This is a genomic window from Kribbella endophytica (genome assembly GCF_054781295.1).
This window is the reverse complement of record NZ_BAAGUR010000007.1, coordinates 226,873-241,842: the sequence shown is the minus strand read 5'-3', so window position 1 is coordinate 241,842 and position 14,970 is coordinate 226,873. Positions and strand designations below refer to the sequence as shown.

Below are 14,970 nucleotides of genomic sequence, written 5' to 3'. Positions count from 1 at the left end.
TCCACGCGAGTTCCGGGGGACCATGACCTGTGCGAGAGCGCGCGACGCAAGGCAGTACGGCGAGTACGACTGCCTTGACGCCCACCGACCCACCCACGAGGTCTCGGACCGACGCGTACCGGCGGTACGCGCACCAGTGGCAGGTACTCGGACTCGCGGACGACCTGTCCGCTCACCGTTGCGGGGCAGCTCCGGACTCGCACCGGATTCCCCTCTTGCCTCCGCCCGGCCGCGCTTGGTCGCGTCACCCGGGCAGAACCACCAGCACGCAGAACATTAGCGGTAGACCCCGACATGTAGTGCATTGACGCGCCGCGTGTCGCACATCTAGTGGTTTCAGGCGGCCAGCGCATGCAGATCCTGGAGCGTCATGATCTCCGATCCATGGTGGATCAGCTCCCGGTTGAGCCGCAGGACGACGTGGCCGAACGGCTCCGCGGCGTCCAGCTCGGTGGCCTGGCTGAGGCCGACCGTCATCGCCTGGTCCTCCTCCAAAGCCGCGATGGACTCCTGCCAGGCGTTGACCCAGTGGGTCAACCAGGCGACCGCGTCCCGGGCGTTGCCGTGCAACGTGATGTCGGTGCGGCCCTGGAGCTTCTCGCCGAAGGTCCACTCCCAGCGCTCGAAGAACGTCTCGGTCAGATGGGCGATCAGCCAGGCGATCGTGCGGGGCCCGCGATGGTCCGGCTCGTCCGGCCACTGCGCCACCCACTCACCCGACCCGAGCGACCGGAAGCGGCCGGCGTGCCGGCGCCGTACGACGGTCAGTGCCTCCGCGCTCGGTCGCCAGAAGTACTCGTCGTCGGTGAGTCTGGCCAGTCGCTGGGCCAGCACCATCCAGCTGAAACCGAGCTGGCCCCGCACCATCGCCATCGCCGACGGTCGCTCCAGGATGTCCCAGTCGAACGGTTCCGGCATCACAGATCCTCACGCTCCCCGATTCCCCGCGGTTTGTCCTTGCATCGAACATGTGTTCGAATTGTGGTCGAGCGAACGTCGGAAAGTCAATCAGCACAGCGTGTCGGTGCTGGTGCTTCCGGTGGTCGACTGCTAGTGCGAGCGCGACCGGGGAGATGGTGCGGAGTGAGACCCAAACGTGATTACTCAGCGTGGCCGACGAGAGTAGAGTCACGCTGGGTGAGCAGAGCTGGGGGAACGTTCTCGGGACGGTCCGGGGGCGCGGTGACTGCTCACGGGACTGCTTCCGAGGGGGAAACTCGTGTCGCCGGGTGAGCGGAAATGAGCCTGAGTGGGGATGCCTGGACCTGGGCCTGGAGAGACTGGGAGGACGAGGACCGGACCAGGCGACAGAAGGAGAAGCCGGTGGCGTTGGAGGCTGACGAGCTGGCGCGGGTGGCCGCGAACGAGGCGGACTGGGACGCGCGGGCTCCGCTGCACGCGGCGAGCGCGTTCTACGAGCGGCCGGCGGAGTTCTGGTTCGCCGACTACGAGTGGGACGACCTGGGGGAGCTCGGCGGGCGGGATGTCGTGCACCTGCAGTGTCACCTGGGGACCGAGACGATCGCCTTTGCCCGGAAGGGCGCGAAGACGTTCGGGCTGGATCTTTCGGGGCGGTCGCTGGACGAGGCGCGGCGGTTGGCCGATGCGGCCGGCGCCGGGATCGAGTACGTGCGGGCGAACGTGTACGACGCGGGCGAGGCGTTCAGCGGGCGGCAGTTCGATGTCGTCTACACGGGCAAGGGTGCGCTCTGTTATCTGCCTGACCTGGCGAAGTGGGCCGAGGTGGTCAGTGGGCTGCTGAAGCCGGGTGGGTTCGTGTACATCGTCGAGTTCCATCCGTTGCTGAATTCGCTGCGGCCGGTTGGGCTGCCGGGGGAGTCCGAGGAGTTGGTGCTGCGGCACGACTACTTGGAAGGGCGTGGGGCGATCGCGCACGAGTCGACTGTCACGTACACAGGCGACGAGGTGCCCGGCCGCAACACCAGCTACGAGTGGATGCACGGGCTGGGGGAGTTGGTCACGACGCTGTCGGCTGCGGGGCTGCGGATCGACAGCTTGCGCGAGTCCGAGGTGCTGCAATGGCCGCGCTGGCCGTCGATGGTCCAGACGCCAGAAGGCTGGTGGCGTTTGCCGGACGATGCGCCACGGATCCCGTTGCTGTTCGCACTGAAGGCGACGAAGGTCAGCTGAGACGGTCATGCTCCGGGGTGAGTAGCAGCGTGGTGGCTGCCGCTTCGGCTGCCACCATCTGGTCGACGGTCGAGGTGCCGTAGCGCGCGTACTTCGTGCGGTAGGCCTCGTCGACTTTCAGCCGTAGCTGCTCCGATCCGGTGCCGACGTCCTCGACGGAGACGTCGGCCTGCAAGCCCGGAACGCGGATGCAGGCCCGGTGGGACTCGAGTACGTGAGCGAACCAACCGGTGTCTCGGCGGTACCAGGTGCGGACGTACACCTGCTGATCGACGGACACCACCCAGATCGGCACCCAGCGCCGCAGGGTTCCGTCGGTGCGTCTGGGGGCGATCTGCAGTTCGTCGGCGGCAGCGATTCGCTGGAGGTCGTCGGGAGTCCAGAGCTCAGCCATGTCTCGAGGCTAGTGACTGGTGGTGTTGAGCAGGTTGTCGCAGAGGGCGACGAGTTGTTCTCGGAGGGGCTTGGAGCGTTCTGCGAAGGCGCGTTGGGCGGCGGCGTACTCGGCTTTGCCTGTGGGGGTTTCGATGGGGATGGGGGAGTAGCCGAGGGGAGCCAGGTCGTACGGGGAGGCTCGCATGTCGAGGGTGCGGATGTCCTTGGCCAGCTCGAAGCAGGTCAGGAGGAGGGTGCTGGGGGTGAAGGGGGCGAGTTTGGTGGCCCACTTGTAGAGGTCCATGTTGGCGTGCAGGCAGCCGCCTTGTTCCAGCTGAGGCTGCTGGTCGCGGGTTGGTTGCAGGACGTTGAGGGGGCGGGCCGGTTCGGTGAAGAAGCGGAAGGCGTCGAAGTGGGAGCAGGCGATCTTGTGCGACTCGACGACCTGATCGGTGCCCTCGGCACCTAGTCTCAGCGGCCACTTCTCGTGCCGGACCTCGCCGGGTTGCAGGCGGTAGACCATCGCCCACTCGTGCAGGCCGAAGCAGCCGAACTGGGGCTGGCGGTCGAGCGTTGCTGCCAGCAGGCGGCGGATCCAGGTGATGGAGTCCGTACGGCGCTCGATCTCGGCCGGGTCGAGGTGCGCGGCGCCGTCGGCGTACAGGTAGCCCTTGCGTCCCTCGTACGCCGTGGCGCCGAGCAGGCTGACGCCTGGGCCGGGGTGCCAGATGCGGAGCTGGTTCGGCCGCGTGGAGTAGTAGGTGAAGAGGAAGTCCTCGACGGGATGAGCCTCGCGGCGCTGACGACGTGCGAGATGACCGGCAACGAGTTCGTCGACCCGCGCCGCATGGGCGGCGGCGAGTGGTTCCCAATCAGCAGGAGAGAGAAGGAGAGTCACAGCGCCAGGGAGTACGCGTACAGGTGGACGCCGGGGCGGGGGGACCAGTCGCGTTCGGGGACTCGGGTGAAGCCGAGGCGTTCGTAGATGCGGTGGGCCGGTTTCATGTAGTCGGCGCTCGACAGGACGAGGTGGGTGAACCCGAGCTCGCGGGAGCGGTCGATGCAGCGTTGCGTCAGCGCCGTGCCGACGCCCAGGCCGCGGGCCTTCGCGGAGACGCCGAGCATGCGGAACTCGCCCTCGTGGGGCTCGCCGATCTCGGCGTAGAAGGAGCCGGGGACGCAGTACGTGACCGTGCCGAGCAGGTCGGTGCCGTCCGTGGCGACCCAGAGCTCGGCGCGTTCGGCCCGGTCCGCGGCGGCGCGCAGGGTGTCGCCGTAGTCGGAGCCGGCCGGGATGAAGCCGTCGTTCGCGTACGACTCGACGGTCAGCTCGCCGACGGCGGCGTACTCCGCGGGCTCGGCCAGGCGGATCGTGAACGGGGCTCGGTCGGTGGTCACCGCACAACTGTCTCATTGGGGACCACCGACGGGAAAAGAAGAGGAGACGGGGACAGGATCAAAGCGCTGATGGGGTACGGCGGTAGGCTCGGGCCGTTCATTCCCTCGACTGAAGGCCAGCCGTGCGTATCGCCAGATTCTCCGTCGACGACGAACCGAAGTACGGGCTTGTCGAGACCGACGACCCCGAAGGTCTCGTCGGCACCGTCGCCGTACTCGACTCGGACCCGCTGTACCGGCCGGTCCAACTCACCGGCGAGGTGCTGCAGCTGGCCGACGTCCGGCTGCTGGCCCCGGTGATCCCGCGCAGCAAGGTGGTCTGCGTCGGGCGCAACTACGCCGACCACGCCGCCGAGCTGGGCAACGACGTACCGGCCGAGCCGATGATCTTCCTCAAGCCGAACACCTCGGTGATCGGCCCGCGCGACGGCATCGTCTACCCCGAGCAGACCAACAACCTGCACTTCGAGGGCGAGCTGGCGATCGTGATCGGCCGGATCTGCCGCGACCTGCCCCGCGAACGGGCCGAAGAGGTGATCTTCGGCTACACGATCGCGAACGACGTGACCGCGCGCGACCTGCAGAAGAGCGACGGCCAGTGGGCCCGGGCCAAGGGCTACGACACGTTCTGCCCGCTCGGCCCCTGGATCCAGACCGATCTGGACGTCTCCGACGTCCGGGTCAGCACGCAGCTGAACGGCGAGCCGAAGCAGGACGGCCGGACCTCGCAGTTCATCTTCGACATCCCGGAGGTGCTGGCCTACATCACCTCCTTCACCACGCTGCTGCCCGGCGACGTGGTGCTCACCGGTACCCCCGCGGGTGTCGGCCCGATGCTGCCCGGCGACGAGGTCGCCATCAGCGTCGAAGGACTCGGAACTCTGACGAACAAGGTGATCGTGCGTGACTGACAGGCCCGCTCCGACCGACGACGACGTCCTCGGTGGCCTCGAACCGACTCAGGTCCGCCTGCGGTTCGCCCCTTCCCCGACCGGTCTCCTGACCGTCGGCAACATCCGCACCGCTCTCTTCGCCTGGGCCTTCGCCCGTCACTACGGCGGCAAGCTGGTCCTGCGGATCGAGGACACCGACGCGGCCCGCAACACCCCCGAGGCGCTGCAGTACACGCTCGACTCGCTGCGCTGGCTCGGCATCGGCTGGGACGAGGGCCCGGAGGTCGGCGGCGACTTCGGCCCGTACAAGCAGACCGAGCGGATGGACATCTACGCCGACGTCGTGGCCAAGCTGCTGCAGGCCGGCAAGGCGTACCACTGCTACTGCTCGCAGGAGGAGCTCGACCAGCGGCGCGAGGCGGCCCGTCAGGCCGGCCAGCACAGCGGGTACGACGGCCACTGCCGCACGCTCACCGAGGAGCAGGTCAAGGCGTACGTCGACGAGGGCCGGCGTCCGGTCGTCCGGCTGCGGATGCCCGACCGCCCGATCACCTTCACCGACCTGGTCCGCGGCGAGATCACCTTCCTGCCCGAGAACCTGGGCGACTACGTCCTGGTCCGGGCCAACGGGTTCCCGCTGTACCCGCTGGTGAACCCGGTCGACGACGCGCTGATGGAGATCACCCACGTCCTGCGGGGCGAGGACCTGCTGCCGTCGACGCCGCGGCAGATCGCGCTGTACGAGGCGCTGGCCGAGATCGGCATCGGCTCCGGCCGGACGCCGCGGTTCGGGCACCTGCCGTTCGTGATGGGTGAGGGCAACAAGAAGCTGTCCAAGCGCGACCCGGGCGCGGGTCTCGGCGAGTACATGGAGCGCGGCTTCCTGCCCGAGGGCCTGCTGAACTACCTGGCCCTGCTCGGCTGGTCGATCGCCGAGGACCGTGACGTGTTCACGATGGCTGAGATGGTCGAGGCCTTCGACATCCGCAAGGTGAACTCGAACGCGGCCCGGTTCGACCCGAAGAAGTGCGAGGCGATCAACGCCTCCCACATGCGGCTGCTCGAGCCGGCCGAGTTCGGCCGCCGGGTGGTGCCGTTCCTGGCCAAGGCGGGCGTGCTGCCGGCCGAGCCGACCGACGAGCAGCAGCAGTTGCTGACCGCCGCCGTACCGCTGGTGCAGGAGCGGATGAACTCGTTGTCCGAGGCCGTCGACATGCTCGGCTTCCTGTTCGTCTCCGACGAGGCGTTCAAGGTCGACACGGATGCCGCGGGCAAGGTGCTGACCGGTGACGCCGGCGCCGTGCTCGAGGCGTCGGTGAAGGCGCTGTCGAACCTGGCCGACTGGACCACCGAGGCGATCGAGGCCGCGCTGCGTGCCTCGCTGATCGAGGGTCTGGGGCTCAAGCCGAAGAACGCGTTCGGCCCGGTCCGGGTCGCGATCTCCGGCCGCCGGATCTCGCCGCCGCTGTTCGAGTCGCTCGAGCTGCTCGGTCGCGACCGGTCGCTGCACCGGCTCGAGCACGCCCGCACGCTGCTTCCGGCGGAGTGAGCATGCCGTACGACGCGACGCCGCGTTCCGGGTCCACCGCGGATCCCCGGGACGCGGGGCCGCAGCCGTACCACCGGCTGCTGCGCAACCCGGTCACGGCCGGGTGGACCGTGGTGCTCGGCGCTTTCGCCGTACTGGCCGGGTGGATGTTCCTCAGCCTGGTCATCCAGGTGGTCGCGTTCGGCATCCGCAAGGATCCCGAGGGGACGATCTCCTGGTTCGGGCTGCTGACGACCAACCTGACGCTGATCGTGCTGATCCCGTTGGCGATGGTCGTCGCGACCCGGCTGAACCACCAGACGCCGGGCCTGCTGTCGTCGGTGGTCGGCCGGATCCGGTGGCGGCCGATGCTGTGGTTCGGGCTGGCCGCCGTGGTGGTCGAGCTCGTCATGCTCGGCGTGATCAAGGTCGGCGGGATCGAACTGCTCTCCGGCGGAGGCAAGGGCGCGGCCGCGGACGCGGCCGGCGTGATCGCCGTCGTCCTGCTCACCTCGTCGCTGCAGGCGGCGGGGGAGGAGTACTTCTTCCGCGGGTACCTGCTGCAGGCGGTCGGTTCGTTCGTGCGCAGCTCGGTGGTCGCGGTGGTGGTCACGACCGTCCTGTTCACGATGGCGCACGGGGTGTGGCCGTGGGAGAGCCCCGCGCTGTTCCTGGACCGCTTCGCGTTCGGCTTGGTGGCCGGCTTCCTCGCCGTACGGACGGGTGGGCTGGAGGCGTCGATCGCGGCGCACGCGGCGAACAACGTGGTGACGTTCATCTACGCCGCGTTGACGAACAGCGTCAGCGCCAGCCTGAACGCTTCGGACGCGGGCTGGGGCCTGGTGGCCGTGGATGTGTCGAAGTTCGTGCTGTTCGGCGCTGTGGCCGTGCTGCTGGCGCGCAAGCAGCACCTGGCGACGACGTGCGACCTGCCGCTGGTGCACGCGCCGGTCGTCGGTGGACCGGGCCGGAGACTGGTGTGACACGAGTGACATCTGGTTCAGCGGGGACTCGTTTTGGTGTCTGGGCCCGGACTTCGGTATGCTCTCTGAGCCGGGTGATGAGGGCGGAAACGAACTCAGAAAACCGGTGAAATGCCTTTGGGGTATGGGGTAATTGGCAGCCCGTCTGATTCTGGTTCAGTTAGTCTAGGTTCGAGTCCTAGTACCCCAGCGAGTGATTGGACCCGGCCGATGAAAATCGGTAGAGTCCTTCCTCGTTGCCAGGTCCGCAAGGACCACGCAACAACGCTCTGGCCCCGTTGTGTAGCGGCCTAGCACGCCGCCCTCTCAAGGCGGTAGCGCGGGTTCGAATCCCGTCGGGGCTACCAGAGAACAGCGAAGGCCCGGACCTCACGGTCCGGGCCTTCGCTGTGTTGCCGGTCAGTTGGTCAGTCCGCGACCACAGCCTTCAGTACGTCGACCTTGGCAGCCGACCGCGCCGGCCCGACGGCCGCGAGCACACCGGCCACCGCGGCGAGCAGGACCGACACGGTCACCTGCAGACCCGGGATCGCGATCGACTTGATGCCCTCGTCGGCCAGCGCCTGCGACAGCGCGAGCCCCAGACCGATTCCGAGAGCGGCACCGGCCAGCGCACCGATCAGCGAGATCACCACGGCTTCCCAGCGGACCATCGCCCGGACCTGGGCCCGGGTCATGCCGACCGCCCGGAGCAGACCCAGCTCGCGCGTCCGCTCGTGCACCGACAGCACCAGCGTGTTCACGATGCCCAGCAGCGCGATCACGACCGCCAGCAACAACATCACCGTGACGAAGGTGAGCAGGCTGTCGATGAATCCGCTGGCCTCCTTCTCGAAGCCCTTCCGGTCGAGCACCTTCGCGTCCGGGTGGTCCGCCAGGGCGGCGGCGATGGCACTCTGAACGGTGGCCCGCTCGGCTCCGGGCGCCAGCTTGATCAGCCCTGAGGTCGTCAGCTGCTGGCCGGCGGCAGCGGTCTGCGCGGCGATGCTGATGATGAAGTCGTCGCCGATCCAGCCCTTGGTGCCGTAGACCCCGACGACGCGCAGGTCGTGCTTGCCGGTCGCGGCGAACTCGCTGTGGACGACGTCGCCGACCTTCCAGCCGTGCGCGGTGGCCGCGGACTGCGACACCACGACGCCGTCGGTGCCCAGTGCCGAGACGGAACCGGCTGTCACACCGAGGTTGAGGCCGCCGGCCGCGGTGGCCGGGTCGACCGCCGAGTAGCTCGAGTCGACGCCGTCGAAGCGGGCCTCGCCCCAGCCGGCCGCGGCCACCAGGCCGACGCCCGGTACGGCGGCGACCGCGGGGATCACCTCGGGGCTGAAACCCGGCGCCTGAGCGCTGGAGGTGCTGAGGAACAGGTCGGCGTTGACCGATCCGCCGATCACGTCCCCGAAGGATGCCTTCAGCGACGAGGCGAACACGCCCATACCGACGACCAGCGTCAGCCCGACCATCAGCGCAGCGGCGGTGGACGACGTACGGCGTGGGTTGCGCATCGCGTTCTGCCGGGCCAGTTCGCCGGGCAGCCCGCGCAGTCGCAGCGGGACACCGATCGCCGCAGCGAGCGGACGAGTGGCGGCCGGGAGCATCATCAGCACCCCGGCGATCACGGCCAGCAGGCTCGGGCCGAACAGCTTCATGCTCAGATCGCCGTACAGGGTCGAGAAGATCCCGGCCAGGCCGAGAGCTGTCACCAGGCCGCCGCTGACGATGCGCTTGCGGGACGGCTTGCCCGCGCCGGGAGCTGCTGCGCGCAGCGCCTCGATCGGGAGCACTTTGGTGGCCCGGTACGCCGGGACGAGCGCGGCGACCACGGTGACCAGCGTGCCGACCAGTATCGACACCCAGATCGTGCGGGGCTCGACCTGCAGGGAGGTGCTGGGCAGGCTGAACCCGACCGCGCCCATCAGCAGGTCGAGACCCTTCGCGACCAGGACGCCGAGACCGACACCGACGGCCGAGGCGACGACGCCGAGCAGCAGCGCCTCGAGGATCAGGCTCCGGTTCACCTGACGGCGGGTAGCGCCGATCGCCCGCAGCAGGGCGATCTCGCGGGTCCGCTGGGTGATCGTCATCGTGAAGGTGTTCCAGATGATGAAGGAACCGACGAACAGGGCGATGCCGGCGAAGACCATGAACAGGATGCCGACGAACTTCAGGTCCTCGTTCACCGCGTCGGTCGACTCCTTCACCACGGTGGCGCCGGTGACAGCTTCCGCGCCGGCGGGCAGGACGGCGTTGATCCGCTGCACCAGGGTGGTGGAGTCGACGCCGGGCTCGGCGCTGACGTTGATCGCGTCGTACAGGTCCGGTGCCCCGAGCAACTTCTGCGCGGTGGCCGGGTCGAAGTAGGCGCCCGTCGTACCGCCGAGGTTCTTCTCGCTGCCGAAGCCGAGGGTGCCGACCACGGTGAACTCCTGGGTCGGGCCACGGAACAGCACCTTGATGGTGGAGCCGAGCGCGATGCCGTGCTCCTCGGCGCTGGTGGCGTCGATGGCGACCTGGCGGGGGCCGGCCGGCGCGGTGCCGCTGAGCAGCTTGACGTCCCCGCGCAGCGCCGGATCCGCAGGCAGGCTGTAGCCGAGGGTGGGCGCTCCACCACTGGTGAGCACGGCCTTGCCGCCGTTGTCGGTCAGCAGTGCGTAGCCGCTGACGGAACCTTCGGCGGTACGGACGCCGTCGGCCTTGCGGACCTGGTCGAGAACACCGGCCGGGATCGGGCCGCGGCTGGTGCCGATGCCGGTGGACTGGCTGTAGGCGGCCTCGGCGCGGACGACCGCGTCGGTGCCGGCGGTGACCTTGCCGAACAGCTGCCCGAAGGCCAGGTGCATGGTGTCGGTCAGGATCAGGGTGCCGGCCAGGAACGCGACTCCGAGCGCGATCGAGGTGACGGTCAGGGCGAGTCGGACTTTGTGGGCGAGCATGCCGCGCAGGGTGGCGGTGAACATGGGCTCAGGCTCCTAGGTGCTTCAGGAAATCGAGGACGGCGTCGGCGGTCGGTGCGGCCAGCTCGTCGACCACGTGGCCGTCGGCGAGGAACAGCACCCGGTCGGCGTACGCGGCGGCGGTCGGGTCGTGGGTGACCATCACGACGGTCTGGCCGAGTTCGTCGACCGCCGTCCGCAGGAAGGTCAGCAGCTCGGTGCCGGCCGCCGAGTCGAGGGCGCCGGTGGGCTCGTCGGCGAAGACGATCTGAGGGCGCGAGGCCAGTGCGCGGGCCGCGGCGACTCGTTGCTGCTGGCCACCGGACAGTTGCGCCGGGCGGTGGGTGAGCCGGTCGGCCAGACCTAGCCGTACGACGATCGACCGCACCCACGCCTCGTCCGGCGTCCGCCCGGCGATCCGCAGCGGCAGCACGATGTTCTCCGCCGCGGTCATCGTCGGCAGCAGGTTGAACGACTGGAAGATGAAGCCGATCCGGTCCCGGCGCAGCAGCGTGAGCGCGTTGTCGCCGAGCGAGGTGAGCTCGGTGTCGCCGAGGTAGACCTCGCCCGCGCTCGGCCGGTCGAGCCCGGCGAGCAGGTGCAGCAGCGTCGACTTGCCCGAGCCGGACGGGCCCATGATGGCGGTGAACCGGCCCGTGTCCACGCTGACGTGGACATCCTTGAGCGCGGCGACGGTCGCGTCCCCGGTGCCGTAGAACTTGCTGACGCCCTCGGCCCGGGCCGCGGCCGTGCCGGCGGCAGCGGTGGGGCCGCCGATCGTGCTGATGGTGGCAGACATGTGATTGCTCCCTGTTGGCTGGTGGCGGCCCCCCGGTCGAGCGGCGTGCTACCAGCAAAGGCGTTCCGGAGCCTCGGTCCCATCGGGTTGGGCGCAGTGCGGCGGGGGGTCGGCCGCGCGAGATCGTGCGGCTGACCCCACCCCGAGGGGTTCGGCCACTCCCATCCCGGCGCCGGTGGGCGCAGACTGCACACGTGAGGGTGTGGGGGAGACGACGGCGGACCGGCCGTGAACAACTCGCTGCTCTGCTGGTGTCCGGCGGGCTCGTGGTGTTCGTGGTGCTGGTCTACGTCCTGGTCGTGCTCGGCGGCGGAGTGCTCGTCGGGTACACGTCCTCGCCGCACCTGGGGCTGTCGGTGGTCGCGACGGCGGTGGTGGCGCTGGGCTTCGAGCCGGTGCGATCACGCCTCGAGGGCGCCGTGTCACGCGTGGTCCACGGTGGTGTGCTGTCGCCGTACGACGTACTGAGCCGTTTCTCGCCGGCGGTGAACGGCGACGACACAGCCGAGGACCTGACCACCCGGATGGCGGAGGTGCTCGCGGAAGGCACCGGGGCGAAGGCCGCGCAGGTGTGGCTGATGGTCGACGACCGGCTGATGCTCGCCGCGACCTGGCCACCGGCTGCCGACGTACCGGTTGAGGGGCCCGGTCGTCGTGAGCTCCCCGTTCGCCAAGCCGGTGAGCTGCTGGGTGTGCTGGTCGTCCAGGAGCGCGACGACGTCCCGCTCACTCCGGTCGAGGAGCGGTTGTTCGCCGGCCTGGCCAATCAAGCAGGGCTGGTACTGCGGGGAGCGCGGCTGCGCGCGGAACTCGTGCACCGGTTGGCAGAGCTGACCGCGTTGGCGGACGAGCTTCGGCTCTCGCGGGAGCGGCTCGTCGACGTACAGGATGCCGAGCGCCGACGGCTGGAGCGGGACATCCACGACGGCGCCCAGCAGCACCTGGTGGCGCTCGCCGTGAACCTGAGCCTGGCCCACACCTTGGCTGGACGCTCACCCGACCGCGCCGATCGGCTGGTCGCGCAGCAGAGTGCGGCGGCGACGGTGACCATCGAGACGATCGTCGATCTGTCGCGGGGCATCTACCCGAGCCTGCTCGTCGACGGAGGCGTGGCGGCCGCGTTGGCCACGGCGATCGCCCGGAGTCCGCTGCCGGTCGAACTCGTCGTCACCGGCGTCGGTCGCTACGCGGCGAGGGTCGAGGCCGCGGCGTACTTCTGTGCGCTGGAGGCTCTGCAGAACGCGGCGAAGCATTCCTCGGCGAGTGCGATCCGTCTCGATCTCCGGAGCGGTTCGGACGTGCTGGAGCTGGTGGTGCAGGACGACGGCGTGGGGTTCGATCCGCGCGCGACGCAGACCGGGGCCGGCCTGGTGAACATGCGCGACCGGGTCGAGTCGGCCGGCGGGACCCTGACGATCGAGACCGGTCCGGCGCGCGGGACCGTCGTCGCGGCGAGCTTGCCCGGCGTACGCCGTGACGACCGGCCGGGTGGCTGACGTGCACGCCCGGGTGGCCTGGGCGCTCGCGGCCCTCACCGTGCTGTTCTCAGGGACGGACGTCTGGGTCACCTCGGCCTACCGGCCGTTGCTGTCCGAGGAAACCGTCACGGTGCACGGGTTCCCGTTCGTCACGCTGGCGGTCCTGGGTTCGGCGGTGATGGGCGCGCTGATCGTGACGCGCTACCGGAGGCATCCGATCGGCTGGCTGCTCTGCCTGATCGGCGCGCTGGCCTCGTTCTCGTTGCTGGCGGAGGCCTACAGCATCTGGGTCGTCACCGCGGACGGGCCGGGTTCGCGGGCTCTCGGCGGGATCGCGGGCTGGTTGTCGGTTCTGGTCGGTGGACAGCTCTCGCTCGCCGCCCTGGCCATCCTCTTCCTGCTGGCACCCGACGGCCGATTGCTGTCCCGGCGTTGGGGTCTCGCGGCTGTCGTGACGCTGGCCGGGCTCGGCTGCTACAGCGCGGGCATGCTCATGCAGTCGCCGGCAGCGTTCGATCTGGAGACCAGGACGGAGGACGCTCCCGGCAGCGGTCTGCTCCAGATCGGGTTTCCGCTCATCGCGGCGGGACTGATCGCCGCGACGGTCTCCATGTTCCGCCGACTGCGCCGCAGCCAGGGTGAGCAGCGACAACAACTCCGGCTGATCGCCGCGGCCGTGCTGCTCCTGGCCGCCGGCCTCGTTCTGCTGCTCGTGGTCGAGTTGGTCAACGGCGGCCGGCACCACTGGGCCGCCAACCTTCCGCTGTACGTCGCCTATCCCTGTCTGCCGCTGCTGTTCGCCGTAGCGGTGCTGCGTTACCGGCTCTACCACCTCGAGCTGATCCTGAACCGGGCCGTGATCCTTGCTCTGGGCACCGGGTTCGCCGCGCTCGGCTACATCGGGCTGGTGCTGGCCGTCGCCACCATGGTCAACACGCGGACGAGCAGGTTCTGGCTGTCGCTGGCAGCCATCTCGCTGGTCGCTCTGGCGTTCCAGCCGCTCCGGCGCCGGGTCGTCAGGTTCGCGAACCGGCTCGCGTACGGCGCGAAGGCGCAGCCGTACGAGGCGCTGTCGGACTTCAGCGGACGCCTGGCGGAGACCCCGTCGCCCAGCGCGTTGCTGCCCGCCGTCGCGGCGGCCGCGGCGCAGGCGGTGTCGGCCAAGTCCTCGACCGTTGTCCTGCGGGTTCCGAGGGCCGACCCGATCGTCGAGACCTGGCCCGACGGTGCCGTCGGCGAGCCGGCGTACGAGGTACTGGTGCGGCACAACGGCGAAGTGCTCGGCAGCATCGGCGTCACGATGCCCAAGGGACGCAACCTCCGCGCGGTGGATCAGCAGCTGCTCCGGGACCTGGCCGACCAGACGGCGCTGGCGTTCCGCAACGCGGCGATGGAGTCGGAGCTGGCGGCGCACGTCGCTGCTCTCGATCGCACCACCGTCGCGCTCGCCGACTCGCGGCGCCGGATCGTCGCGGCCGACGACTTCGCCCGCAGTCAGCTCGAGTCGGCGATCTCCCGCGACGTGCTGTCGCAGCTGGAGTCGATGCCGGCGCAGCTGAGCACGTTGAGTGTGATCACCTCGGGAGCTGCCGCGTCGGAGCAGCTCGAACAGCTGGTCGCCCGGACGAACGCCGCATTGGAGTCGCTGCGCGAGCTGACCCGCGGCGTGTTCCCGACCCAGCTGGTCAGGGCCGGGCTCTCACGCACGCTCGGCTCGCACCTGTCCAGGACGGCCCCGGCGGTCACCCTGTCCGTCGAACCGTCGGCCGACCGGCGTTTCCCGGCACGGATCGAGGCTGCGATCTACTTCTGCTGCGTCGAGGCCGTGCGCGCGGGTTCGATGGCGACCCGGATCGAGCTGGGGGTCGTAGGACCGGATCTGGTCCTGCGGATCGACGGGATCAGTCGCGACGTGATCGGTGTCCAGGCGATTCTCGACCGGGTCGAGGCGGCGGGTGGAGTGCTGGCGCCGGCCGATCCGCGGATGCTTTCGCTCAGCATCCCGGTGGACGCCGTACCGATGGCGGTGTGATCGCCGCGGCCCAGGCCGCGGCGAGGCGGTCGGGTCCGAACGACGCCTTGGGCAGGTAGGAGCTGGCTCCGCAGCCGGCGATGTCGAACTCGTCGGCCTCGTAGGTGGACAGCAGGACGACGACCGGGGGCCGTGGGTCGAGGGTGATCCGGCGGCTGGCCTCGATCCCGTCGATCCCGGGCAGGTTGATGTCCATCAGGACCAGATCGGGCCGCAGCCGGGACACGGCGAGCAGCGACTCCTCGCCCGACGCCGTGGACGCCACCACGACGAAGCCGTCGGTCTCCGCGACGACCTCGGCGATCGCCAGGCGGAACGGCTCCTGGTCGTCGACCACGAGAACGCGTACGTCGGCCACTGGGCCACCTCCTCCGCTCAGCGTGACGCACCGGGGGAGCACAGCGAC

At 69.6% G+C, this 14,970-nt stretch carries 13 protein-coding genes, 2 tRNA genes and 1 riboswitch; of the genes, 8 read left to right on the top strand and 7 right to left on the bottom strand.

The window, feature by feature from the left end:
• Nucleotides 1-121 precede the first annotated feature (121 nt).
• Nucleotides 122-278: riboswitch (cobalamin riboswitch) on the bottom strand.
• Nucleotides 279-336: 58 nt separating this feature from the next.
• On the bottom strand, nt 337-918 hold the full coding sequence (locus ACYVIO_RS40925; RefSeq protein ID WP_460656400.1) for a DinB family protein: 582 nt from the start codon (nt 916-918) through the stop codon (nt 337-339).
• Between the two features lie 321 nt (nt 919-1,239).
• Between ACYVIO_RS40925 and ACYVIO_RS40920 the strand changes: the two genes are divergently transcribed.
• On the top strand, nt 1,240-2,151 hold the full coding sequence (locus ACYVIO_RS40920; RefSeq protein ID WP_460656399.1) for a class I SAM-dependent methyltransferase: 912 nt from the start codon (nt 1,240-1,242) through the stop codon (nt 2,149-2,151).
• On the opposite strand, the gene ACYVIO_RS40915 is transcribed toward ACYVIO_RS40920, so the two are convergent.
• The 3 genes from ACYVIO_RS40915 to ACYVIO_RS40905 are packed head-to-tail and all read right to left on the bottom strand — an operon-like array spanning nt 2,144 to nt 3,924.
• Nucleotides 2,144-2,545, bottom strand: a complete 402-nt coding sequence (locus ACYVIO_RS40915) for a DUF2255 family protein (RefSeq protein ID WP_460656398.1) — start codon at nt 2,543-2,545, stop codon at nt 2,144-2,146. The genes ACYVIO_RS40920 and ACYVIO_RS40915 overlap by 8 nt on opposite strands.
• Nucleotides 2,546-2,554: 9 nt before the next feature.
• Nucleotides 2,555-3,424 (bottom strand): 3-methyladenine DNA glycosylase, encoded by an 870-nt coding sequence (locus ACYVIO_RS40910; protein WP_460656397.1) that lies wholly within the window; start codon nt 3,422-3,424, stop codon nt 2,555-2,557.
• Nucleotides 3,421-3,924 (bottom strand): GNAT family N-acetyltransferase, encoded by a 504-nt coding sequence (locus ACYVIO_RS40905; RefSeq protein ID WP_460656396.1) that lies wholly within the window; start codon nt 3,922-3,924, stop codon nt 3,421-3,423. The genes ACYVIO_RS40910 and ACYVIO_RS40905 overlap by 4 nt, the downstream gene beginning before the upstream one ends.
• 122 nt (nt 3,925-4,046) lie before the next feature.
• Here ACYVIO_RS40905 and ACYVIO_RS40900 point away from each other — a divergent pair, with 122 nt between their 5' ends.
• The 5 genes from ACYVIO_RS40900 to ACYVIO_RS40880 all read left to right on the top strand — a co-directional run bounded on the left by ACYVIO_RS40900 (nt 4,047) and on the right by ACYVIO_RS40880 (nt 7,675).
• Nucleotides 4,047-4,835, top strand: coding sequence for a fumarylacetoacetate hydrolase family protein (locus tag ACYVIO_RS40900; RefSeq protein ID WP_460656395.1), 789 nt, complete (start codon nt 4,047-4,049; stop codon nt 4,833-4,835).
• A complete protein-coding gene (gltX, locus tag ACYVIO_RS40895; RefSeq protein ID WP_460656394.1) occupies nt 4,828-6,366 on the top strand; it encodes a glutamate--tRNA ligase in 1,539 nt (512 codons plus the stop codon). Before ACYVIO_RS40900 ends, gltX begins: the two co-directional genes overlap by 8 nt.
• A 2-nt stretch (nt 6,367-6,368) precedes the next feature.
• On the top strand, nt 6,369-7,328 hold the full coding sequence (locus ACYVIO_RS40890; RefSeq protein ID WP_460656393.1) for a lysostaphin resistance A-like protein: 960 nt from the start codon (nt 6,369-6,371) through the stop codon (nt 7,326-7,328).
• 118 nt (nt 7,329-7,446) lie between these two features.
• Nucleotides 7,447-7,518, top strand: a tRNA-Gln gene (locus ACYVIO_RS40885).
• Between the two features lie 81 nt (nt 7,519-7,599).
• Nucleotides 7,600-7,675, top strand: a tRNA-Glu gene (locus ACYVIO_RS40880).
• A 60-nt stretch (nt 7,676-7,735) separates the two neighbouring features.
• Here the strand turns inward: ACYVIO_RS40880 and ACYVIO_RS40875 are convergent.
• Both ACYVIO_RS40875 and ACYVIO_RS40870 read right to left on the bottom strand, forming a co-directional pair.
• Nucleotides 7,736-10,279: an ABC transporter permease gene (locus ACYVIO_RS40875; protein ID WP_460656392.1), complete on the bottom strand. Its 2,544-nt coding sequence runs from the start codon at nt 10,277-10,279 to the stop codon at nt 7,736-7,738.
• 4 nt (nt 10,280-10,283) lie between these two features.
• The gene (locus tag ACYVIO_RS40870; protein ID WP_460656391.1) at nt 10,284-11,054 is read right to left on the bottom strand and encodes an ABC transporter ATP-binding protein; all 771 of its coding nucleotides are present in this window, start codon (nt 11,052-11,054) and stop codon (nt 10,284-10,286) included.
• Nucleotides 11,055-11,248: 194 nt separating this feature from the next.
• On the opposite strand from ACYVIO_RS40870, the gene ACYVIO_RS40865 reads away from it, so the two are divergent.
• Complete coding sequence (locus tag ACYVIO_RS40865) at nt 11,249-12,550, top strand: GAF domain-containing sensor histidine kinase (RefSeq protein ID WP_460656390.1); 1,302 nt, start codon at nt 11,249-11,251, stop codon at nt 12,548-12,550.
• A complete protein-coding gene (locus ACYVIO_RS40860; protein WP_460656389.1) occupies nt 12,543-14,564 on the top strand; it encodes a sensor histidine kinase in 2,022 nt (673 codons plus the stop codon). The genes ACYVIO_RS40865 and ACYVIO_RS40860 overlap by 8 nt, the downstream gene beginning before the upstream one ends.
• Here ACYVIO_RS40860 and ACYVIO_RS40855 read toward each other — a convergent pair.
• Entirely contained in the window at nt 14,527-14,922 is a 396-nt protein-coding gene (locus ACYVIO_RS40855; protein ID WP_460656388.1) for a response regulator, read from the bottom strand. The two genes, ACYVIO_RS40860 and ACYVIO_RS40855, sit on opposite strands and share 38 nt — an antisense overlap.
• Nucleotides 14,923-14,970 lie beyond the last annotated feature (48 nt).

Excerpts from the sequence above, each read along its gene's own strand:
- ACYVIO_RS40925 (WP_460656400.1), bottom strand. The coding sequence starts at position 918 with ATGCCGGAACCGTTCGACTGGGACATCCTGGAGCGACCGTCGGCGATG.
- ACYVIO_RS40920 (WP_460656399.1), top strand. The coding sequence starts at position 1,240 with ATGAGCCTGAGTGGGGATGCCTGGACCTGGGCCTGGAGAGACTGGGAG.
- ACYVIO_RS40915 (WP_460656398.1), bottom strand. The coding sequence starts at position 2,545 with ATGGCTGAGCTCTGGACTCCCGACGACCTCCAGCGAATCGCTGCCGCC.
- ACYVIO_RS40890 (WP_460656393.1), top strand. The coding sequence starts at position 6,369 with ATGCCGTACGACGCGACGCCGCGTTCCGGGTCCACCGCGGATCCCCGG.
- ACYVIO_RS40875 (WP_460656392.1), bottom strand. The coding sequence starts at position 10,279 with ATGTTCACCGCCACCCTGCGCGGCATGCTCGCCCACAAAGTCCGACTC.
- ACYVIO_RS40870 (WP_460656391.1), bottom strand. The coding sequence starts at position 11,054 with ATGTCTGCCACCATCAGCACGATCGGCGGCCCCACCGCTGCCGCCGGC.